The sequence below is a fragment of the Methanimicrococcus hacksteinii genome (genome assembly GCF_032714515.1).
GTDB lineage: Archaea > Halobacteriota > Methanosarcinia > Methanosarcinales > Methanosarcinaceae > Methanimicrococcus > Methanimicrococcus hacksteinii.
The window spans coordinates 16672-40236 of record NZ_JAWDKC010000006.1 but is presented as its reverse complement, the minus strand read 5'-3'; the positions used below and the strand labels follow the sequence as shown (position 1 = coordinate 40236).

Annotated in this window: 15 protein-coding genes and 2 pseudogenes; 6 read left to right on the top strand and 11 right to left on the bottom strand. The window is 39.6% G+C overall.

Annotation, left to right across the window (positions count from 1 at the left end; translation table 11 throughout):
• Positions 1-11 precede the first annotated feature (11 nt).
• The gene (locus tag MmiAt1_RS01045; protein ID WP_318785052.1) at positions 12-293 is read right to left on the bottom strand and encodes a hypothetical protein; all 282 of its coding nucleotides are present in this window, start codon (positions 291-293) and stop codon (positions 12-14) included.
• A gap of 6 nt (positions 294-299) precedes the next feature.
• On the opposite strand from MmiAt1_RS01045, the gene MmiAt1_RS01040 reads away from it, so the two are divergent.
• On the top strand, positions 300-530 hold the full coding sequence (locus tag MmiAt1_RS01040; protein ID WP_318785051.1) for a hypothetical protein: 231 nt from the start codon (positions 300-302) through the stop codon (positions 528-530).
• Positions 531-712: 182 nt separating this feature from the next.
• On the top strand, positions 713-1801 hold the full coding sequence (locus MmiAt1_RS01035; RefSeq protein ID WP_318785050.1) for an exonuclease/endonuclease/phosphatase family protein: 1089 nt from the start codon (positions 713-715) through the stop codon (positions 1799-1801).
• A 13-nt stretch (positions 1802-1814) separates the two neighbouring features.
• On the opposite strand, the gene MmiAt1_RS01030 is transcribed toward MmiAt1_RS01035, so the two are convergent.
• Positions 1815-2813, bottom strand: coding sequence for a hypothetical protein (locus tag MmiAt1_RS01030; RefSeq protein ID WP_318785049.1), 999 nt, complete (start codon positions 2811-2813; stop codon positions 1815-1817).
• 51 nt (positions 2814-2864) lie between these two features.
• Between MmiAt1_RS01030 and MmiAt1_RS01025 the strand changes: the two genes are divergently transcribed.
• Positions 2865-3065, top strand: coding sequence for a hypothetical protein (locus tag MmiAt1_RS01025; RefSeq protein ID WP_318785048.1), 201 nt, complete (start codon positions 2865-2867; stop codon positions 3063-3065).
• 290 nt (positions 3066-3355) lie between these two features.
• Here the strand turns inward: MmiAt1_RS01025 and MmiAt1_RS01020 are convergent, their stop codons facing one another.
• The 4 genes and pseudogenes from MmiAt1_RS01020 to MmiAt1_RS01005 form a co-directional block, all read right to left on the bottom strand.
• Entirely contained in the window at positions 3356-10708 is a 7353-nt protein-coding gene (locus tag MmiAt1_RS01020; RefSeq protein WP_318785061.1) for an RHS repeat-associated core domain-containing protein, read from the bottom strand.
• 247 nt (positions 10709-10955) lie between these two features.
• Positions 10956-11123: pseudogene (locus MmiAt1_RS01015) on the bottom strand (IS1595 family transposase); the annotation flags it as partial.
• A gap of 95 nt (positions 11124-11218) precedes the next feature.
• On the bottom strand, positions 11219-11560 hold the full coding sequence (locus MmiAt1_RS01010; RefSeq protein WP_318785047.1) for a DapH/DapD/GlmU-related protein: 342 nt from the start codon (positions 11558-11560) through the stop codon (positions 11219-11221).
• Positions 11561-11638: 78 nt separating this feature from the next.
• Positions 11639-12778: a tetratricopeptide repeat protein gene (locus tag MmiAt1_RS01005; RefSeq protein WP_318785046.1), complete on the bottom strand. Its 1140-nt coding sequence runs from the start codon at positions 12776-12778 to the stop codon at positions 11639-11641.
• A 284-nt stretch (positions 12779-13062) separates the two neighbouring features.
• On the opposite strand from MmiAt1_RS01005, the gene MmiAt1_RS01000 reads away from it, so the two are divergent.
• The 3 genes from MmiAt1_RS01000 to dinB all read left to right on the top strand — a co-directional run bounded on the left by MmiAt1_RS01000 (position 13063) and on the right by dinB (position 15765).
• Entirely contained in the window at positions 13063-13935 is an 873-nt protein-coding gene (locus tag MmiAt1_RS01000) for a fumarate hydratase (RefSeq protein ID WP_318785045.1), read from the top strand.
• 8 nt (positions 13936-13943) lie between these two features.
• The gene (locus MmiAt1_RS00995; protein ID WP_318785044.1) at positions 13944-14552 is read left to right on the top strand and encodes a FumA C-terminus/TtdB family hydratase beta subunit; all 609 of its coding nucleotides are present in this window, start codon (positions 13944-13946) and stop codon (positions 14550-14552) included.
• Positions 14553-14664: 112 nt separating this feature from the next.
• Positions 14665-15765: a DNA polymerase IV gene (gene dinB, locus MmiAt1_RS00990; RefSeq protein ID WP_318785043.1), complete on the top strand. Its 1101-nt coding sequence runs from the start codon at positions 14665-14667 to the stop codon at positions 15763-15765.
• A 151-nt stretch (positions 15766-15916) separates the two neighbouring features.
• Here dinB and MmiAt1_RS00985 read toward each other — a convergent pair whose 3' ends face one another.
• The 5 genes and pseudogenes from MmiAt1_RS00985 to uvrB all read right to left on the bottom strand — a co-directional run.
• Positions 15917-16543, bottom strand: coding sequence for a hypothetical protein (locus MmiAt1_RS00985; protein ID WP_318785042.1), 627 nt, complete (start codon positions 16541-16543; stop codon positions 15917-15919).
• A gap of 285 nt (positions 16544-16828) precedes the next feature.
• A complete protein-coding gene (locus MmiAt1_RS00980) occupies positions 16829-17458 on the bottom strand; it encodes a hypothetical protein (protein ID WP_318785041.1) in 630 nt (209 codons plus the stop codon).
• Positions 17459-17620: 162 nt separating this feature from the next.
• Positions 17621-19096 carry a chymotrypsin family serine protease gene (locus MmiAt1_RS00975; RefSeq protein WP_318785040.1) on the bottom strand — a complete coding sequence of 492 codons (1476 nt, stop codon included), beginning with the start codon at positions 19094-19096 and terminating at the stop codon, positions 17621-17623.
• Positions 19097-19476: 380 nt separating this feature from the next.
• A complete protein-coding gene (locus MmiAt1_RS00970) occupies positions 19477-20925 on the bottom strand; it encodes a chymotrypsin family serine protease (RefSeq protein WP_318785039.1) in 1449 nt (482 codons plus the stop codon).
• A gap of 435 nt (positions 20926-21360) precedes the next feature.
• A pseudogene (gene uvrB / locus MmiAt1_RS00965) lies at positions 21361-23334 on the bottom strand (excinuclease ABC subunit UvrB); the annotation flags it as partial.
• Positions 23335-23565 lie beyond the last annotated feature (231 nt).

Genomic DNA, 23565 nt, shown 5'->3' with positions numbered 1-23565 from the left:
TGATTCGTTTTTCAAACGGATGCGGCTCGCGCGTAGCGGACGGTGGGCGGCAGCTGACGGGCCGGCAAGTCGCAGCCGACAGGCCGACAAATCGGCAACTGTATTGACGGAATCAGCAAGGTACTGTGCCAAACGGAAACGGTAAGGTACTGTGCCAAACGGAAGCAGCAAGGTACTGTGCCAAACGGAAACAGTAAGGTACTGTGCCCACGCTCGCGTAGCGAGCGGATGTGATAAAAATGAGATGATGCATATGGAAACGCAGCTCTCATTGCAAACGGAAGCAGTGGCACACAGGAATGCAGCTCTCATTGCAAACGGAAGCGGTGACACACTGGAATGCAGCTCTCATTGCAAACGGAAACGGCGACACACAGAAACACAACCCACACTATCAAGCAGAAGCGACGGCACACAGAGAAATGCGAATGACAGTGACAGCACACACAAAACAGAAACAAGAACAAGAATTTAAAGGGCGGTTTTTTGTTTTAATTGAAAATCATTTGGTCCATCTCCAATCCTCCTAATGCTTGCTCCGCTCACAAAATTCGGATTGGAGGGGCGGTTCACAGGGTTTTCATCTCATTCATTATATAAACCGAAACATCGGTTTATTTAAAGTTAAAGAAAAACGAACCCCCCGTTTTTCTTTTTTATTGTTTGAAGGCGGGGTTCGGGTTTGAAAAGTTATGAAAAACGATGTTTCAGTTTGACGAAAATAGATAAATCCGGTAACGCCGTTTCTTTGAGTATGAAATCGAAAACTCAAACGATTTTAACCGTTCTTTTGACTGTATTGCTTTTGACTTCTTTTTTTGCGGGCTGCATTGACACTGACATCGGATCGCCGACTTTGAACGAATGTCCGGCAGGCGATGAAATTCCGCCGGCCGTCGGAAACGAAACCGTCGGATCAAATGATTCGGTCCAAACGCCGGACCCGGGATATGAAACACCGGCCGCGGATCAAATTTCGATTGCGGCTTTTAACATTCAGATTTTCGGGCAGTCCAAGGCCGCCAAAGACGATGTGATGGAAGTTTTGACAAAAACGATCCGCCGCTATGATATTGTCGGCATCCAGGAAATCCGCGACGCAAGCGGCACGTCTTTGCCGAAGCTTGTGGAAATGATTAACGGCGGCGCGGATGAAAACGGCAATGCTTACAATTATGATTATGTTGTCAGCGACCGTCTCGGCCGGTCTTCCAGCAAGGAACAGTACGCTTACATTTACAACGCGAACAACGTTTTTGTCGCCAGCGAACCTTTGGTCTATCCCGAGCCTGACGGCACCGACCCGTTTGAGCGCGAACCGTATATGGTGACGTTCAGAGCCAATGACGGCGATTTTGACGCGCTTTTCATCTTGATTCACACCAAACCGGATGACGCTAAAAATGAAATTAACGAGCTTGACACAGTCGTTCAGTATGCCAAGTCCATTTACAAAGGACAGGAAAATTACGTCGTCATGGGCGATTTTAACGCCGACGGCAGCTACTTCAACGAAAGCGGCGATTCCGCCTTAAAGTCCGGCGAATACATCTGGCTCATCGGAAACGACGAAGTGACGACAACCAAATCCAAAAACACGTACGACAGAATCGTGATTACAACATCGCTTGCCCCGTACTTTACAAATGTCTCCGGCGTTTTCAATTACAGCGCCGAATACGGTTTAACGGAAGAAGAGACGCACGCGGTTTCCGACCATTATCCGGTTTTCGCCGAGTTTTGGACGGTTGTCGGCAATTGGTTCAGAATGTTGTTTGCGCATATGAGAATAAACGCATAAAAATATTAAAGAATTATGCAGAAGAATTTTCATCGCCAATGAAACGTATAGGAGTAAAATGGAATTGATTTTCCTGAAATTCTTGAATCAACAAATCCCTCATTTTAGAACTGACAATCCAATATCTTTGAACAAAATAAGGTGAACCATACTGACTTCCGAAAGATTCAGATGTTTGATTGATATCTTTTACATTCAAAAGAATATCACGGGGATAATACAGTTTAAAATCAGGAATTGTGATTTTCAAAGGAAATCGGGAAATTTTTATTTTTGTCGGAGGAACAGTAGGTGGTAAGAAACTTGAGCAGATAATTTGATAACGTTGCTGAATTAAAGAACTATCAACATCGATTTTTTTAGCAATTACGCCATCAAAAAAAGATTCAGTGACCTCTTCAAAAACTGTCCGAACCGGACGCGCATAAAATCCTCCAATATTGTTCTTTTGAAAAAGATTAAGGACTTTTTCTGTAATGATAATTTCACCAAAAATAGAAAGAATAATATCTTTATTACCTGTCTGTGCTAAATTAATTACTAGATTGGTTGTCGCCATTGAAATCGGTAATTCCGTCGATTTCCTTTTTTTGTTGGTAATTTCATAAGTTGCACTGATACCTGCATCTGCTCCGTTCGGTATGTAAAGATATAACTCAGACGATACAAGTTTTGACAAAAAGTAAGGCAAATCTTCTGTAAGTATGTATTTCCGAATGAAAAAAATGAAAAAAGTATCAATCACCATAGGAAACAACAAAGAAGACCAAACTCCGAATATTTGAGAAACACTCTCTGAAAATTCCGGAAAGAAGTTGGGAAATGAGTTTACAATAAAAGCAGATAAAATAACATTTAAAATCCAAAGCCCCGGAGTTGTAAAAAATAAACGGAGAAAGAATGAATCAGTTTTCGGATTCCAAGAAAAAATAAAATTCTTCTGCAATGCTAAATAAATTCCCGGAAGAATCGGAATAATCAAAAACAATAACTCATAACGATCTAAAAGCATAATTCAGGCCATCCAAAGTTCTTCCGGATTTTTTCCCTGAGCCGAAATTTTATGAATATGTCGGAAAAAGGAAATAAAAACAATATCAAAAATCAAAATAAATGCGTATATAAAAAGGGGAGAATTCCATACGAAAGAGTTGCCTGTGAAGTAAATGAGCAAATTATCAAATATTGTAAGAAGCAGAAATGGGAGAATTATAGCATTAAGAAGATACCCGGTCAGGTAAAAGAAAAGAAAAATACCTTCTGATGTAAGGAAAGAATCTCTTCGGACATTGATCATGAAAAAACCGCAGTTGGAAATACAATAAAATGCAATCCAAATTTGAACAAAAATAATACTCCATGCCAACATGTATCCATCGGGTTCAATAAAAACAACAAATAAAAAATAAAAAATGAATAAGAATACATAAAATGACCGAATTAAATATCTATAAGATTCTACAAAACCCATGATTTTACTCCTTATAAAAATAAAGAGTGGCAGTATTACTACCATTCTTTAAAAGTTATTTCATCAACATTTTATATTTTCTTTTATCCGTTTAATAAACTTGGATTGCAAATTGGGCAACTGCTGACATACCTAACAATAACAACCCGCCGAATAATATATTCCGGCTGTTCAGCAACAACTTCTGCAACAGCTTGTAAATCATTCGGATTTTGTGAAATTGTTTGGAATATAAGATCTTGCTCAGCTGTAGACATTATTTCTTTAAGAGTTTGAGAATTTAATTTGAATTGTTTCAAAGGAACAAGTTTTTTAATTGGAGTTAATGAACCTGCAACGCCGCCTAAAGCGAAATCTGATAGAACTGCATTACCGTCACCCACATAACTCATGTTCACCTTTTTATCCAGATAATAGCTTTCTGTGGCCCTTCCAGCCATTCCACCAATTGTGTTTCCGCAAGCTCCTGCCAAAGGCATGATTGTTGCCTGCAAGTAAGCCGCTCCAACCATTTGCCCACCGGATGATGTGATTGCTGCAGCAGAAAGAGCAGAACCTGCACCAAGAGTTAATCCAGCAATGCCGCCAGCAACGGCTCCGCCGAGGGCAGCACCATAAACCTGATTCATGTCAACTTCGCCACCATTTGCTTTTTGAGATAAGTATGAAACACCGCCAGCGACCAATCCACCTACAGCTGCACCGATTGCTGCCGTTACCAAAAGAGGTAAATGGCCGTCAGGATCAGTATAAGTTACAGGATTATTCAAACAATAGGCATAACGATTCAACGCTTGTGGATTATAAACGTCCGGAATAATACTGTCTGCCTGTGTGAAAGTAAAAGTTGACGGATTATAGTATCTGGCATCATAATAATAGAGACCGATGTCTTTATCCATTTCTTTTCCATTGAATGTATAAGTTTCCGATGCATATGAAAAAGAGACTGTAGACGCCATTGGGATGGAAATTGTTGTTTTATCAACACTTCCCAAATAAGGAATATTCTCATTGCACCATTCTACATCGGGTTCATTTCCTTCACCAAAAGTTTCTGTCAAGTCGATTAAAATGGGATCAGAAATATTCAATATTGTACTTTTCACCCCTATTGAACTCAACAAACTGAGAGGATTTGATGTTTCGGCGCTGTCACAGGTATAAACAGCACTGACAGTTTTTATAAATTCAGATTCATCAAACTCGAAGTCTTTTTGCCGAGTCGATTGAGCTGTCATCATTCTGTCAATGTCAGTAATTTCGGCCTTAATGTAATATTTATGACCACCTGCAATTTTTTGAGCTTCAAAAACATCTTTGGTTTTAAGAACTCTTTGATTTTTAAAAGCAGCCCATTCATCAGACAAAGAATGAGCCGAGGGATTAGCAGATGAATGCTCTAAAACTTGAACATTTCCATCATCTGCAAATCTGGAAATTTCAAATCCGCTTTCTGAGTCCAATTCCGATGAAACAGCCGTGGCTGCAGAAACTATTTCATTCACAAGGAGGTTTTCGCCACTTGTTTCTTCAAGCAAATTCTCAAGTCCGTTTTCAATAAATTCGTCCTCTGAATGAATATGGCCTGTAAGGACATTACTTCGTTCCATTGTAAAATCCATTTGCATAAACAAATTATCGACTTCGATTTGTTGGAAACTCGGTGTCAAAACAGCATCTCGTGGATTTCCGAATGGGTAATACATTATTTTTTCACTCAAATTACCGCTATTGTCAACGATTACATTTGTTGAACCCAAATAATCATTCAAATAGAAAAACAATCCTTCAGAACTTTCCTTGGCAACACGTTCACCGTTTGCAAAATAATAAACAGTTTCATTGCCGTCTTGAACATTATAAGCCAAATTGACATAATAAGAAGTGTTTCCATTTTCAATTTTTTTGATACGGGTACCACTTTCATCATACCAATATTGTGCAATTGTTAAATTATTATTTGATTTGTCAAAAACTTCTTTCAAACGATTAGCTTCATCATAAATGTACAAGAAATTACCGTCTTCAATCAAATTTCCATTTGAATCGTAATAAAGAGACATATTGCCGGCTTTTGTCGGGGCATGAATGCCGGCATTCTCTCCATGTTCAAAAAATGTAAGTTGTGTGCCGTCATAAAAAGCAAGCATACATCCCAACGGATTATAGATATAATTGTGGGAATAAGAATCACCATCAACATGAACCAAACGATCCAAATCATCATAATTGAATCTTTGTGTTTCATTAATTAGATGATCTGTGATTTTAATAATATTTCCTTTTGAATCAAATTCATAAGAAAAATTTTGCAAATTATTCGTTTGAAGATTTTTCAACCGATTTGTTTCGTTGTCATATTCAAAAATTGTTGTCATGCCATTTGAATATTCTTTTTTTGTTGTCAATGTTGAAGAATCATATTCAATGTTGTCAATGATTCCGGGAATCGATTTGAGTAAACCGCTTTCATCATATTCGAACGTTTGAGTTTGATTGTTCGGATATGTTATATTGACAGCACGGTCAAGTAAATCATATTCATATAATGTTGAATAAGTAATGTTGTCCAAAGTAATAGTTTCATTAATAACACGGAACCGGTTATCATACTCAAATTCTTTCTCCATAATTTCAGAAGTAACTCTGGAAAGTGTTCCAATACGGCCAATATCGTATTCATATATTGTTGCCGACTGTGTGGGATAATCAACTTTGGTTAAACGGTTCAAGGCATCAAATTCATAGTCAGTTTCAACTCCACGGCCATCTGCTTGCCAAATAAGATTTCCGTTTGCATCATATTCGTAGAACCATTCGCCCAAATCAGGGTCATCCATCTTTATTTGCTGACCTAATGAGTCATAGACAAATGTTGTATTGGCAACTTTGTAAGGAGCAGAATAAGGAATACCAACAGGGGAATCACTTTCAAACTTAAGAGTGGCAATAGACAAAGATCTGTTTACAAGACCGAGAGACGAAATATCAAATTCTACTTTGGCATTTTCGACGGTTTCCGCCCCGGTATTTCTTACTGTCAATTGAATTGATTCTGGAGAAGAAACTTGTTGAGTAACAATTTCGGGTGTATGCTTATGCCCAAAGATATAATCAATAAATGTACCACCGTCACGACCACCTTTTTTATAATAAAGCGAAGTCAGTTCATTTGCCGGGATGGTGCCGTTAAAAACATGAACAAGCTCATTGTCGTAATAGAAAGATGTCGTATTGACAGATGCATCATAAACGATTTTGTACAACATCATATTCTGAGAATAGGAATAACCTGAAGCACTTTGATTTCCGGACATATAAGATTGTGTCGGCATCCACATCATGGTTGTCCAATTTGTCGTTTCCGTTACATTAAAGCCGGCAAAATTAGTTCCAATATTGTCATTTGAAATTCCTGTATGATATATATTTTCAGGAGCAAATTCAAACGGATCAAATCTTGTATAAAAAACATATCCATCGGAAATGTCAACACTTTCAACAGACGTAAATGTATTCATATTAGAATTTAATGAACTGATGAAAACACCGACACCATCAATACATCCGATAGATTCAGTAACCCATGGGAATTGTCCCGTGCCGTTGCGTACCCAACCATTGTTAGATGTAAAATGATCATAGAAATCAAACAAAACTTTATTTTGAGGATTAGAACCATTTAAAGAAACATTAATTGTCATTGATTCATTCGCACCCAATGATCCGATTTGAATGATAGCTGTTTTCGAATCTAAAAGGAAATAAGGCGTAAGAATTTCATTTGAAAATGCAATGGAAGATTGATCATAATTTTGCATAGGAATTATTTTAACTAACCTGTCACAGGCATCATATTCATAATTTGTCTCATAAACCTCAAGGCCGTTGAATTCAATTACTTTCAAGATATTGCCATAAACGTCTTGCACAACTTTTGTTGCATGATCTTTTTCATCATACTGTGTGATGTTTAAGCCGTCATATTCAATAATTTTATAAGAATTATCAGGATTTGTTATTTTAATGACTCTTCCGGCTTGATCATATTCTGTTTTTGTGCTTCTTTTTTGTTCACCTGGAGCATACGGTTCAATTTCTTCAATTGCTTCTCCGTAATAATTGTACTTTATTTCCTCAGTGATAAGAATGTTATCGGGGCCGGGACGTTCAGTTTTTACAATGCGGCCGGCTCCATCAAAATATTTAAATGTTTCCAAAGTTTGATTGTCAGCCTCTTTAACTGTTGTTCGAATGCATTCAGGCCAGTTGCCGTCAAAGAAATACGCGTATTCTAAAGAAGGAGAAGCATATGAATCGAAAGGACGAATAACTTTGACAACACGGCCAAAAGTATCAAACACGTTTTCGATGGAAATACCATTAGGATCAGTCAATTTTATTAAATTGCCCGTTTTGATATCATATTCAAATTGTGTTGTTTGATTTAAAGCATTTGTCATGCGGACCGGATACAAATAGCCGGATGTTGCTGAATATTCCGCTTCTGTTCGTCCTCCATTCGCATCTGTTTCAGTAATTAAATTACCAAGAGAATCAAATTCATAAGAAGCAATAGCATCAGATCCATTATTATTCCATTTTATAACTTTTGTAACCAACCCTTTGGAAGGCGATATATTTTCATTCGCTGCTCCGTCATAATAATAAGTTGTTTTTGCAATTTCATTATCATCAGAATCATAGATTGATGTAGACTTTACGGAATTTAAAATCCATTTACTTGTATTATAATTATATTCAGTAATTGTTTTCCGTTCATCTCCAACAACTGTTACATCACCGGATTCTGCAATTTCAAGAATGTTTCCATAATTATCATAAGTATAATTTGTATGAATCGTTGCCCCGTCTAAGCGAGATTCTGTGGAAGACAATAAAATGTTGTAGACACCATCTGACGAAACCGTTTCTTCATATGTATGAATGTTTGAAGATCCAGAGAGAATCCAACGGGCAATAATAGAAACGCTTGATTCTAATCCTTTTTTATATTCATCCTGATGGAAATAATGATGCTCAATACTTCTGTGTGTTGTTACGCGGACATGATTGAAACCTCGGAATTCACTTTTGCCTTTAGGAGCAATAATCATAACCCCGCCCGTATAATTGTACTCTTTCTCAAGAGAAAGAATTGTATTGCCCTCATCTGTATAAACAGAACTGACCAACCACATTTTGCTGGCCATTTGCGGAATGTCTTGACTGTCATTATGATTATAATAAGCAGAATGTTTATAGGTAATATGAGTCGATGATCCAGCAGAATGAGAAATTGATGATAATTTGTACGGCGCTTTCGTATTCCGAACAGACGTACGATTGACATTCGGATTGAGGGTATTCTGCGTGAAATCAATCAAGCCGTCATGATTCATATCCACCGCAATGACCCCAAGATCAATGCCATTATTTGTAAAAGCAAAAGGAACATTGAAAGAATTATTTTCAATGAAACCATATCCCGTATTCAACCAAGTTCTGTTATAAGACGGATATTGAGAGTTTTGAGTGATGTCAATTAAACCGTCCCCGTTTAAGTCTAACAACCTGACACCCAGATCTTTTGAATTATTAACAAATGCAACAGGAGACTTCCAATTTTCATCTAATACGAAACCGGTTCCGGTGTTAATCCATGTTCTGTTATAATTAGGGTTTTCGGAGTTTTGAATAATATCAACAAGTCCATCACCATTGATATCAACAAAACGCACTCCTGTGTCTTGTGTATTATTTACTGTTTCAACTGGAATTCTCCAATTGTTATCCAACTCAAAACCTGCTCCTGTATTAATCCAAGTACGATTAACTGTCGGAGAAACAGTATTTTGAACAATATCTGTTAAACCATCACCATTAATGTCAATAAACTGCAAACCTGCACTGATTGAATTGTTAACTATTGCTTCAGGAATATTCCAAGTCGCATTTAATTCAAACCCTGTTCCTGTATTAATCCATGTTTCATTAACAGTTGGATTTAATGAGTTTTGAACTACGTCCACCAACCCATCACCATCAAGATCTACTAAACGAACGCCTGTGTCTTTTTTATTATCCATTGTAGCTGTCGGAAGTTTCCAACTGTTATTAAGAGATGTATTACCGCCAGAAATCCATGTTTCATTTGAATTAGGATTTAATGTATTTTTAACGAAGTCAATTTTGCCGTCACCATTCAAATCAACCGGAATAACGCCCAATGCCGAATAATTATCATAAGTCGGTGTCGGTAAATATAGAGATGTGTTTGAATAATTCGTACCAGGCAAATAATAATCAAAAATTGTCGCCGGTAAAGAAGTGACATTATCATCTCCGAAAAGAGCTATGGAACTTAAAAGAACATGATTTGCAGAGGTATTGTAATCAAAAGCATATCTTCGAACAAGCTCGGAATTCACATGCATAGAAATTCCGGATAAAAGATTCATTTCTTTATACCTGCACCCTTCTTCGTAAATATCGAAGTAATTTGTTTTAGGAATGCGTAAAAACTTTATTTCAGCTGATCCGTTGTTATAAGAAATGGTGTCAAGATAAGTAGCACCGATTTCCCCAGATGATGGATTTTGAATATAAGTGTAGTTAATATTTTTATCAAAAACGTCTGTGACCTGATCCAAATACCAACGAGATACATAATTTCGTCCCTCGACCGAATTCATAAATTCAGAATCAACATTGTATCCAAATCGATAAACATTTCCATCAGGTGTTTTAAGAACCCAATATTCTCCGTTCTGATTAGATGCTCCGGATTCTTTTGTAATATACATATACGTTTCAGATTTCGTATGATACCGATTTTCAGTTGCATTATAAATTAAATCATACCCTGTTCCATTAAAAATTAAACGAAAACTATCATCAGTTGTATTCAAAGGTGTATAATTCACTTTTCTGAAAATGTAATTATCATTAAGTTCCCAACCGTCACCAAGCCATCCGTAAGCACCTCCTGATGACAGACTGTTATAAGAGAGGGAAATAACGGGTTCAAATCCTGCAATACCTGCCGGGACTTGGAATCCATAATCATATGTTGCAGCACCAGAAAAAAGGCTTGTCAAATAAGCATCATTTGAATATGTAAATTCAGGGCCATTGACTTCAGTTATGCAGCCTGTATTTATAACAGATGGAATAGAGGATGCAAGCCTATTTGTTAAAAGCTGTTGATCATTATTTTTTGACTCGTCATAATTCAAATCGGAATCAAATTCATTATTTGAATCTGTATCATCAAGAATTTGAACAGAAGGTTCAAAATCAACACCATAAATATCGGAAGCATCAATATCAGAATTTTCAGTTGCCAATGAAAGTGGCAAAGTAGAAGTTAGAATCATCACGCTAAAAATACAAATCAATAATTTTTTCAAAAACATATAAACCAATTCCATTTCAGTCAATAGAGTTAACAAATAAATTTACTAAATAATCAGAAAATAAAAACAAATTGGGTTCATAGGATATAAAAATAACGTTGTAAAAATAAAATGAATGAGATAATAATTAATGAAAATTAAAAAATGATAATAATGAAAAAATATATATTAGAGAGAAAATTGTAGCGAACAAGATAATAGATAGAACTAATAAATATCAAAATGAATCATTTGATGTTTATTAGAAATTAAAAATGTTTAAAAAATAGGATTCATCAACTTCAATTTCTCCTTGGAAAGGGGATTCTGCTTCGCAGAATCCAGCAATCTGCTTGCGGATTGCCATAAGATATCTGTTGATCGTAATACGGCTTACGGTAATATGGGATATTTGAGTTGCATCTAAATCCAAAACAAAAAGCTTCACAATTTGATTTTACGAACGAAAAATGTATTTATTTTTCATTTGCATAGTCATGATTTTAACACCAAGTTAATGGTTGTTCTTATCATGACCAAAAAAAATTAATAAACAATTGCACCTTGAGAAACTCGAGAGCCGTCAGGAACAACAGCATTCGGCATGATAACTGCACCTTGCCCGATAACTGCATTTTTTCCAATAACAGCATTTGATTTTACAACAGCCCCTTGTCCGACTTTCGAATTTTGACCTATTTTGGCACCCGATTCAATGACAGCGCCTTGCCCTATGCTCACACCGGATTCAATTGTAACATTATTTCCAATTGTTGCTCCTTGGCCAATTTTTGCATCAGACGCAATACCCGAACTTTGCGGTGTTTCTATTCTTTGATTATTACTTTGATTAGAAGATGGAGCCGGCTCGGTGCCGTAATAATTCACATCAATGCATCCTGCCGATAAAACGACAGCCGACAATACAAACCCAATACAAAATATTTCATAATTCCACCATAATTTTTATTTCTGATTTTGCCCTTCAAAAATCTCCTTATACCGCGGATCCAATTCAAACGCTTTTTCAAACGCTTCTTCCGCTTTTTCCGGATCGCCGATGACCTGAAGCGCCACCGCTTTTCCGAAATAAGCTTCGGCGGTCGGCTCAAGCGCAATGGCATGGTCGTATAAATTCACGGCTTCTTCGGGGAAGCCGGTTTGAACGTAAACGAAAGCGGCTTCCATGTAAGCGGGCGCAAATGTCGGATCGATTTCAATGGCTTCTCTGAAAGAGCCGGCGGCATCGTCGAACTGTCCCAAAACAGCGTGCGTGTAGCCGCGGTTGAACCAAACATCCGCCTGGTCGCCGTCAATTTCGGACGCTTGAATAAAACATTCGAGCGCTTCGTCAAATCGGCCGAGCGCGTTTAAAAGAATGCCCATGTTGTTCCAGGCATCATCGTATTCGGGACGGATTTCAACGGCTTTTTTGTAAGCAATCAGAGCGTTGTCGGCATCACCCATGGAATCCAAAGCAAGCGCTTTGTAATACCAGACATCGGCGTTGTCGGGCTCTGATTCAAGCGCCTTGTCAAATGCGGCAACAGCTGCGGAAAATTCCCCGAGCGCACCGAGCGCGACAGCCTTTCCGAAATAAGCTTCTTTGTAATCGGAACGAAGCGCAAGCGCTTTGTCGTAAGCTTCCACCGATTTTTCAAAATTGCCGAGCTCGCCGTACGCAATGCCCTTGCCGAGCCACGGATTCGGGAACTGCGGGTTGGATGCAATACTTTGATCAAAAAACTGAAGCGACTCTTTCGCGCGGCCGCTTTCCATTAAAACATAACCCGCGCCGTTTGAAAAGACGGCGTCGTCCGGATAAAACGAAAGCGCCTTTAAATAAACCTGATAAGCCTCTTCCTTCTTGCCGTAACGGCTGAGAACGGCCGCTTTGCTGCGCAAAAGAACAGTATTCTCAGGCTCCAGCTCAAGACCGCTGTCAAAAGCATCCATCGATTCGTCAAGCGCGCCGTCGGCCGCCAAATCCATCGCAATCTTGTGCCACTTCTGCGCGCTGACCTCTTCGCCGCCGTCGGCATACGGGCAGGAAAAAGCTTCTTCATCTGCGGGAATAAACATATTTAATTTGTTTTCATCAGACATTTAAAAAACCTCATAACTTTCGTAAAAACAGATGTAAAATGATTACGAAACAGCAATAAAATATGTAATACAAAATACGGTTCAGATATATAAGCCATGAATAAGCCGCAAACGAATAAATAAAAAACGGATAAACAAAAAACGGATAAATAAAAAAACATGAGAGAATCGGGGTTATCAATATAAATCATGAAAACCATTTCAAATTGAAAAACCAAAGCAAAAATAAAGCAAAAATCAAATCGAACAGGCGAATCTTTTAAAGAATTTTTGAGGAATTTCCGGTGGACGTTAAAATTAAAGAATTATCATTTGAAGCTGTTTCTGAGGCTGTTGCAGACATTTTGAGAATCTCGGAAACAACGCTGCCGGAAGACACCATAAACGCCTTAAACCGCGCGGCGGAAACAGAATCCGACCCGATTGCAAAAGCACAATTGGAAGCAATTCTGAAGAACATTGAAATCGCCGGCGCTAAAAGCGTTCCGATCTGCCAGGACACAGGCATTTTCATTTTCTTCGTTGAAATCGGACGCGAACTCTGCCTGAATTTTGACCTGGAAGGCGCTGTTCGGGACGGATGCGCAAAAGCAACGGCACAAATTCCGCTTCGCCCCAATGTTGTCGATCCGCTGACGCGGCATAACACACAAAATAATCTCGGGGACGGGCTTCCCGAAATCAACTGGACATTTGCCCCCGGCAAAAATCTGAAAATAACAGTTGCGCCGAAAGGCGCGGGCTCTGAAAACATGAGCGTGCTGAAGATGTTTACGCCGACCGAAATTCCGAAAATCAAAGAATTTATTGTCAAAACCGTCATGGATGCCGGCGGCAAGCCGTGTCCTCCGGTGATACTCGGAATCGGAATCGGCGGTTCGTTCAACCAATCTGCAAAATTGGCAAAAGAAGCACTTTTGGAAGATTTGAGAGACCCGAACAATCCCGATTCGGGCTATGACGATTATGAAAAAGAAATCCTGGACGCAATCAATGCACTCGGAATCGGCTGCATGGGACTCGGCGGAGACACGACCGCGCTTTCCGTTCGAATCAAAAAAGCCTCCTGCCACACCGCATCCCTTCCCGTTGCCGTAAACATCCAGTGCTGGGCGAACCGTCACGCTTCCGCCGTTTATGAAGGAGGAAACCGCTGATGGTGCTGATGGCGCAAAAAACACACTATCTGAAAACACCGCTGCGTGAGGCCGATGCCACGGCAGTCAGCGCCGGCGACATTGTTTACCTGACGGGAACAATTTACACCGCCCGCGACGAAGCACACCTTCGGATTTTGGAATACGACGAAGAAAGCAAATCGCTTCCGTTCGATTTATCCGGCGGCGCCGTTTACCACTGCGGCCCGGTCATGGAAAAAAAGGACGGGAAATGGCACACTGTTGCCGCCGGTCCGACAACAAGCGACCGGATGACAAAAATGACGCCGGCTGTTTTAAAGAATCATGAGATTCGCATTCTCATCGGAAAAGGCGGAATGACCGGACTTGCCGGAACAATGGAAACACAGAAATGCATTTATTTATCATACACCGGCGGCTGTGCTGCAATGGCTGCTGACATGATTCAGGAAGTCCGCGGCGTCAGCTGGGAAGATTTGGGAATGCCCGAAGCCGTCTGGGAACTGCGGGTTGAAAATTTCGGCCCCCTGATTGCCGGGATTGACACCGCCGGAAATGATTTGTTCCGAGATGTTAAAGAAAGAGCTGAAACTGTTTTTAAAAAACAGTTTAAAAAGCCGTTTGCACGCGATTGAAACTTATTGAAAAGCAGCTTAATGGAACAATGATATTCCGGCAAACATCCGATGAAACAAATAATTAAAGGTCAAAATCAAGCCGAAAAACGGCCGTAACGAGTTTAAAAAAATGGCAGCTGATAAAATCATCATGCATATTGATATGGACAGCTTTTTCGCGTCTGTTGAAATCCGCGACAAGCCGGAATTAAAAGAAAAGCCGGTCGTTGTCTGTTCCAAGACATTTCATTTGCATATGGACACTTCCAAAGGCGTTATCAGCGCAGCTTCTTATCCGGCCCGCAAATTCGGTCTGCACTCGGCAATGCCGCTCTCGGAAGCCGTCAAACTCTGCCCGGATGTCATTTGTCTTCCCATGAACAATACGCTTTACAGACAGGTTTCCGACAACGTGATTAAGATCATTCAAAAACACGTCAAAACCGTCCAGAAAGTCAGTATTGACGAAGCTTATGTTCTTTTCAAAGACAACGTTATTTCTTACGAGGACGCGGCAGATTGTGCTTTAAAGATTAAAGAGGAAATCAAAGCCACGGAAAGAATCACGTGTTCGGTCGGAATCGCGCCGACAAAATCCGCCGCAAAAATCGCCTCCGGATTTCAAAAACCGGACGGGATAACCGTTGTCCGTCCGAATGAGATCAAAGATTTCCTGGCCCCGCTGCCGGTGACAAAAATTCCCGGCGTCGGCAAAAAAACGGCGGAAACATTTGATTTGCTCGGAATTCAAACCGTCGGCGATTTGGCAAAAGCCGATAAACGCCGGATTTATGAAAAACTCGGCAAACACGGAATGAATTTCCAGGACGTTGCCAACGGACTTGACACGACGCAGGTCATGGAAACGGCCGATGCCAAATCAATCAGCCGGTTTCATTCGTTAAGCCCTTATACAAACGATCCGGCCGCCGTGAAATTAGGATCCGAATCCGTCTGCGAAGAAGTTCATTCCATCTTAATGCAGAAAAAAATGTATTTTAAAACAATTTCCATCGGACTGAGATATTCAGATTTTACGACCGCGACAAAATCAAGAAGCCATACGGTTCACACAGCCGACATTTTCTTCTTAAAACGACATGCTCAAGATATGATTGACGAGCTGATGGCAAACACGGATTCCAAGAAAAAAGTCAGACAGATTAATATCGGCGTTTCAAACTTAAAGAAAACAGATGCCGGCCAAATGCAATTGACAGACTTCTTTTAACCGCGGCAGCCGCAGCCGAACGAAATTTACTTTTGCAGAATTGCATTTTTTGTTTTAAACGGCTCATTCTAAAAAATAAAAATACAATTACCCGATGAGAAAAACGGTTAAAAAAAGAACAAAAAGCAATCAATAACAATCGTTATTGAAGTTACTTCTTAAATTTGTTAATGCAGAGAACGACAAACAATGCTAAAAATGCAGAAGCACCTAACCCGACACCGGGTATTGTTTTAGCGGGTTCGCCGGAACCTGCCGGCGTGTTGTCAAATCCTTGCGCATGTTCATCAATTACGATGATTAAAGGAACATCATCAATTCCGTATGCTTTTCCTGCATCCTGAACAATCCGAATGACCTTGTTAATGTCTTCATCGGAATAAGTGCCGGAAACATAAACCTGGACATAAGAATGATGACATCCGTAACCGATAATAAATCCGCCGTTATCCCATAAATGCGGGTCCAACTGATTTTCGTCATTAATCTTTTTCACGGTTCCTTGAAGCAGAACAAACCATTCATATGATTCTCTGCCGGGTAATAAAACAGGAATATTTCCTGCGGCAGCAACGGTATTGCTGTCTTTTTTGGCCTGTTCAAATAAAACAGAATCCGGTGCAGGTGTGTTATTGATAATTTCCTGAATATATGATTCAGAGAAATAACTTTCCGTATCTGTCGCTCCGGCCAATGCGGGGGAAATTAATGAAATCAGTATAACTAAAACAAATAAATGGCGGATTGCCACGTTTTTGTTGTTTATCAGTTTAGTCATATTAATCAGATCGGAATTTTTAATTAAATATTTTAATTAAATTATGTGAATTAAACCATTTTTATGTCATACTATTATTTCGAATAAATAATAGTCGTAACATTTTGTGGTTACGTTTCCGACATATAAATACGTTTCCGACCGGGATACCGATTACAGCCAAATAAAGCAGGAGAATGGCAGAATATTAATCGGTTTAGATTAAAAAAAGTAAAATTCTATTAATAATTAGAGAGTGATAAAATTGGAGAATTCGATTAAGCAAAATTAAAACTTGAAGAAAAATTATTTTTTAAATTTGCTCACAATTAAAACGGCTGCAATAACTAATAATGCTCCGACCCCTAATCCGACTCCGGGAATTGTTTTCACGGCATCAGGCTGCGTCTGAGCATACCCTTGCGGAGGAAGGCTTTTTTCAATAATAATCGGAACATCGGAAATACCGTGTTTCTCGCCTGCGGATTGAACCGCTTGAATAACTTTTTTAACCTCACTGTCAGAATACTGCGCTTCGGAATGAACAGAAATTTCAATATAATCAGGAGTGCAGCCATACCCGATAATAAATCCGCCGTTATCCCAATGATAAGAAGCCAATAAATCTTCAGTGTGAATTTCTTTTAAAATGTTTTGAAGAATTAAATTCCAGTGATATGATTCCTCCCCTTTCGGAAGAGTCGGAATTGTACCGGAAACTGCAACAGTATTTTGACCGGAAGCGGCCTGTTTAATTAATTCAGGATTTGTTGCAGGCGTATTGTCGATAATAGATTTAATATAATCCGTCGGAAGTAAACTTTGACCGGTTTCGCCGTCAGAAGCAACCGATACGGGAAGCGTAACAGACACCAATAAAAGAATAAAAACAGCATATTTTAATAAATTATGCCGTAATATTTTTTTCGTTTCCATTAAGAATCCCTTCGCTCAATAATTAACGCCAATACAATTAATAACAATGATAAATAGTTGCAGATTATAATCAATTACTATAATTGATAGATACGAACAATTGGTATAAAAACATTACGAACAGAAACATAAATACGAGAAAATTAATAAAAATATTTATGATCAATAATCATATATCGTCAATGGAACAACATTAATATTCTCTTTAATTTCCGTACACGGAACATAATAAACCGTACCGTTTCCGTCCCCGCCTTCTAAAATGCCCAGAAGGACGGCAACATCTTTTTCAGTGCCGTTTATTTTCATATCTGTTTGGAGATAAATCGGCCCCCCGCTGTCTCCGGGAACAGAATAAGAATCAGCGGATGATTCTTTTATAACGCCGACATGATCAACCGTATAATTGATTGTGCCGTTTTTGACCGTGAAAGTTTGATTGTATCGGACACCGTAATAAGTTCCTTCGGTGTTTCCCGAAACCATTCCGGATTTACGGAGCAGCATTCCGCTGCTGACAGAACCTTCATGACCGATAACATCTAAAATCCGGTCGTCGCCTTCCCCCGTATAAATCGCTGCTTTAACATCAGAAGAATTCATCGGGATAAAAACAGAATCTCCGTCTTTACTCATTTTCGTGAAAAAACCGATTTTATTACCGTCCGTATATCCCTGACGAGGCTGATAAGCCGTTTTGTTTTCAAAATGGAAAACATGCGCAACCGTCACAATTCCGCGGATATCGGAATCAGAAATATCTTTCGCTGCGTAACCGACCGTGCCGCCGCTTGTAGAAGTTGCAACCATTAAACCGCCGACAATCGGACGGATTTTTTCATCGGCAAATTCTTTTTGAGTAATACGGCCGTCTGCCGGAAATTCCGTATAATCATCCGATTTGAAAATCGAAAAAACAGATAGAAGGCGCTCAATGAAAGAAAGATCTCCCGAAAGGGCTGTGTTTTCGAGATCCACAGACGCGGAAGAAAAAGCAGACGCATCCGGTGCAGTATTTAATCCATCCCGCAGAGGAGTCAGATTTTCATGTCCGTCATTAATTATTAAACCGCCGTATCCGGATTCCCAAAGTTCTAAAACCTGTTCTTCCGTCAGATATGAATCCGCCATTTTGCTTTTGAAAAATACAATCGGAGAATCGGAAAGTCCTTCAAGGGAAGCGTAATAATCAACCCGTTCTTTGACGGCAAGCATGTCTTCTTCCGTAAATTCATCTGCCCGTTCGTCCCAAATGATAATGGAAGTATAACAAACACATTGTGTTCCTTGACCGATAACAGCGCCGCCGTTCGAATAATGCATACGCTGAATGACAGGATCTTTGGAGAGAGCTTTAGAAATGTTTCCCATCTGAAGCCAATATTCGTAAGCTTCAATGCCTTTTGCTTTTTCGGGAATAATGCCGTAAACCGCCAGCACATCCGAATTCATTTGCAATTCATCAAACCGATCAATTTGAGTGCCTGTTGTTTCATCAACGACTTTTTGAATCGCTTCGGCCGTCATATTATGATAAGCAGAATATCTGAAATCATTAAACCCGAAAGCAGGCGTAATTAATCCTGTGACTGCGATGAATAAAACGGCACAACAAATGAATTTTGTATGAATCCGCATATAAATTGCCTCTTGATTGTTTTTGTCAAAAAATATAAAATCGGAACACAACAATAAAATGATGAATTTCGATAATAATACAATTATACAACAGTATATTATAATTTGCATTGAATGAGATTATTTGACCTGCCGAGACGAAAAATTTTTGAGAAGAACTTAGAGATTCAACACCGCGAAAAAAATGGCTGAATGAACAAAACGGAAAATAAGAACAAAGAAAATGAAAAATAAAAATGAAAACAGATAAAATCAAAAGAAAAACAAACAATATGGATTGATGAAATAAATTCAAAAATAAAAATATCGAAACAAAAAAAGAAATTTTAAAAATATAAAATAAAAAATGATCCGTCAAAAATGAAATGATATTAAAAATATCAATCATTTATAGTCAACGGAACAATTCCCATCTGTTCTTTAATTTCGGTACACGGAACATAATAAACCGTTCCTTTTCCGTCGCCGCCTTCAAGGATTCCGAGAAGAACCGCAACATCTTGTTCGGTACCGTTTACGGTCGCTTTTATTTTGGCATAAATCGGTCCGCCGCTGTCTCCGGGAACGGAACAGTTTTCTTCAGACATTTCCTGAATCACACCGACATGATTAACAGTGTAGTTGATTGTGCCGTTCTTTACCGTGAAAGTTTGGTTGTAGCGGACACCGTAATAGGTTGCTGCCGTATTTCCGGAAACAACGCCGGATTTATAAAGCGGCATTCCGCTGCTGATTGCGCCTTCGTAACCGATGACATCAAGAATTTCACCGTCACCGTTGCCGGTATAAATGGCCGCTTTAAGATCAGAAGACTTGACCGGAATAAAGACCGAGTCAATTTCTTTCGCCATTATTGAAAATGTGCCGAGCGAATTATTAGATCCCTGCTTCGGCTGATAAACAGTTTTGTTTTCAAAGTGGAACACGTGCGCCACTGAAACGATTCCTGTCACGTTGGAATCATTGGCGGCTTTTGCCGCATAACCGATTGTTCCGCTGCTTGTGGGCGTTGCAATCATCAATCCGCCGATGAGAGGACGAACTTTTTCAGTTGCCAAATCAACATCATTGCCGATATATCCGGTTGCGGAAAGTTCAATGACATCGGATTGTTTTTTGAAAAGTGACAACAAGCGTTCAATAAAGGATGTTTCTGATGAAAGCGCCCGATTTTCAGAATATTTTTCAAAGCCGATATTTTCGGCAGAAATTGAAATAAGGCGATTGTTTTGAAGCTGAGTCAAATTTTCAAACCCGTCCGTAATTGTCAGCCCGCCGTACCCGGATTCCCAAAGTTCCAGAAGCTGTTCTTCGGACAGATAAGAGTCAGGCATTTCACTTTTAAAGAATGCAAGCGGGGAGTCTGTGAGGCCTTCAAGGGATGCATAGTAGTCCACACGTTCTTTGATTCTCAGCATATCTTCTTCAGTAAAATCATCCAAACGCTCATCCAGAATCATAATTGAAGTATAGCAAATACACTGCGTGCCCTGACCAATCACAGCGCCGCCGTTTGTATAATGCATACTTTGCATAACTTCATCATTTGACAGTGCTTTTGATATATTTCCCATTTGAAGCCAATATTCATAAGCTTCAATTCCTTTCGCCTTCTCAGGAATTATACCGAAAACGGCCAAAGCGTCCGGATTATGTATCATCATTCCGTCAAATCTGTCTATCTGTGTTCCGGTTGTTTCGTCCACAATTCTCTGAATTTCTTCTGCCGACATATTATGATAAGATGAATATCTGAAATCATTAATTGCAGCAGCCGGAGAAAGCAAACCGAAAGCAACAGTAAGTATTAACACAGTGAAACATATCATTTTTGTAGTTACCCGCATCCCGATACACCATTTGATAAAAGTTTTTTTATTGAATTTTTTTGAAAGATAGCTCATTTTTGAAATAATATAGTTATCTTACATCTTATAACTAAATATATATTTAAATTTTCTCACGAAAATATACCTAATGAATAAAATAAACTAAATGGTAAAAATTTCCAATAAAGTGTTTTGATTAAGAACAAATCAATTTATAATCCCGCCAAGTACCGTTTTGAAAAGCGGCTGCCGGACTGACTAAATTTATTAATTCTGTTTGGATTTCTTTTTTCGGTTAGAATTTTCCTTTGAAGCAGACAAATCTTTTTTTGCGCCCGTTTGAGGAGGGCTGCTCAAATCAATTGACCCGGCCGAACTTGAATTTAAATCATCGATTAAATTTGAACCGGATTCATCGGCCGTCTTTGAAACAGGCTCCCCTTTCAATTTCCGTTCCAAATCCCGAACAATGTCACGCATTTGAATCGCGCGCTCAAAATCCAGCATTTCTGCGGCGAGATTCATTTCCGCTTCATATTGAATAATCAGAGCCGGAATTTCCGCTTTCGGCACATACTTAACATCCGAAATTTCGGCAACCTGTTCACGAATCGGTTTTATAATCGTCTGCGGGATAATGCCGTTTGCTTCGTTAAAGTCCATTTGAAGTTTGCGGCGCCTTTCGGTTTCTTCCATTGCATTTTTGATTGACCCCGTCATTTTGTCGGCGTAAAGAACAACTTTGGAATTAGAGTTACGTGCCGCGCGGCCGATGATTTGAATCAGGCTGCGCGAATCTCTCAAAAATCCTTCTTTATCGGCGTCCAAAATACCGATGAAACCGACTTCGGGAATATCCAAACCTTCCCGAAGCAGATTAATCCCGACCAAAACATCGAAATTTCCGAGGCGGAGGTTTCGAATAATTTCCGTCCGCTCAATCGTTTTAATATCCGAATGCAAATACCTTGTTTTGATACCGGCTTCCGCCAAATATTCCGTCAGTTCTTCAGCCAGCCGCTTCGTTAACGTTGTCACAAGCGCGCGGTCACCGTTTGCGATGACTTTGTTGATTTCAGCGATAATATCGTCAACCTGTCCTTTAATCGGGCGGATTTCAACGATCGGATCAACCAGGCCGGTCGGCCGGATCACTTGTTCCACAACCTGAGACGACTGATTGATTTCATAATCACCGGGTGTTGCCGAAACAAAAATGGCATGCTTCATATACTTTTCAAATTCTTCAAACCGAAGCGGGCGGTTATCGAATGCGCTCGGCAAACGGAACCCGTAGTCAATCAGTGATTTTTTGCGTGCGCGGTCACCGTTGTACATGCCGTGAACCTGCGGCAGTGTCTGATGGCTTTCATCAATCACGATCATAAAATCATCAGGAAAATAATCAATCAAACAGTAAGGCTGCTCTCCGGGTTTTCGGCCGTCAAAGTGCATGGAATAATTTTCGATTCCTTTGCAGCTGCCGGTTTCGCGGATCATTTCCATGTCGTAAAGGGTTTTCTGTTTCAGCCTGTGCGCTTCAAGCATATCCAGTTCGGGCAGCCGGTCTTCCAGCTCTTCCAATATGGCCTCAACGGCGCGTTCCTGCTCATTCTCCGGAACCACATAGTGACGCGCCGGATAGATGAAAAAAGAATCCATGTCGAAATTCTTTGTTGCGTTTAGGCCGTCGATTTCCGAAATTCTGTCGATTTCGTTTCCGAAAAATTCAATCCGGATAATATTTTCATAATAACCGGGCATGACGTCAACGGTATCTCCTTTGACTCGGAAGCGGCCGGGCGCAAGTTCCAAATCGTTGCGCTCAAACTGACTGTCAACCAATTTTCCGATCAAATCATTGCGTTTCATCTGAAGGCCGACAGTGACTTCCACACCCATTTGTTCAAAACGTTCCGGATTGCCGAGACCGTAAATACAGGAAACGGAAGCAACGACAATCACATCGCGGCGGGAGACAAGAGAAGCGGTCGCTTCAAGACGCATCTGTTCGATTTTCGGATTGATCTGCGCATCTTTTTCGATATACTGGTCCTTTGCGGGAATATAAGATTCCGGCTGATAATAATCATAATAAGAAACAAAGTATTCGACGCGGTTTTCCGGGAAAAATTCTTTGAATTCGTTGTAAAGTTGTGCCGCCAGCGTTTTGTTGTGCGCGATGACCAATGTCGGGCGCTGAACTTTTTCAATCACATTTGCAATCGTATACGTTTTTCCCGAGCCGGTCACGCCGAGAAGAGTTTGACAGCGGTTGCCGCGGTCGATGCCTTCGGCTAATCGCTCAATCGCATCCGGCTGAGAACCTTTGGGCGTCATGTCCGAGACCAGTTTAAACGGCGGAGAGTCACGCTTGCGCGTTTTGATTTCAAGATCTTTTTTGCTCATAATGATCGACTTTTCGTTTTTTATGATTTCAGCCGCGTTGAATTTTTCAACAGCCGGCGAAAGCTTTGATATGAATTGAATGATACTGATTAATGGATTGATTAACACTATGATTAATACAACAAAGTTGAAAATAATTGGAAATGAAAGAATTAAAAAATTAACTGAATTTAAAATGACATGTCTATATTAATCTTTAATCATCGGAGTGAAAGTAATAAAATAAAGATA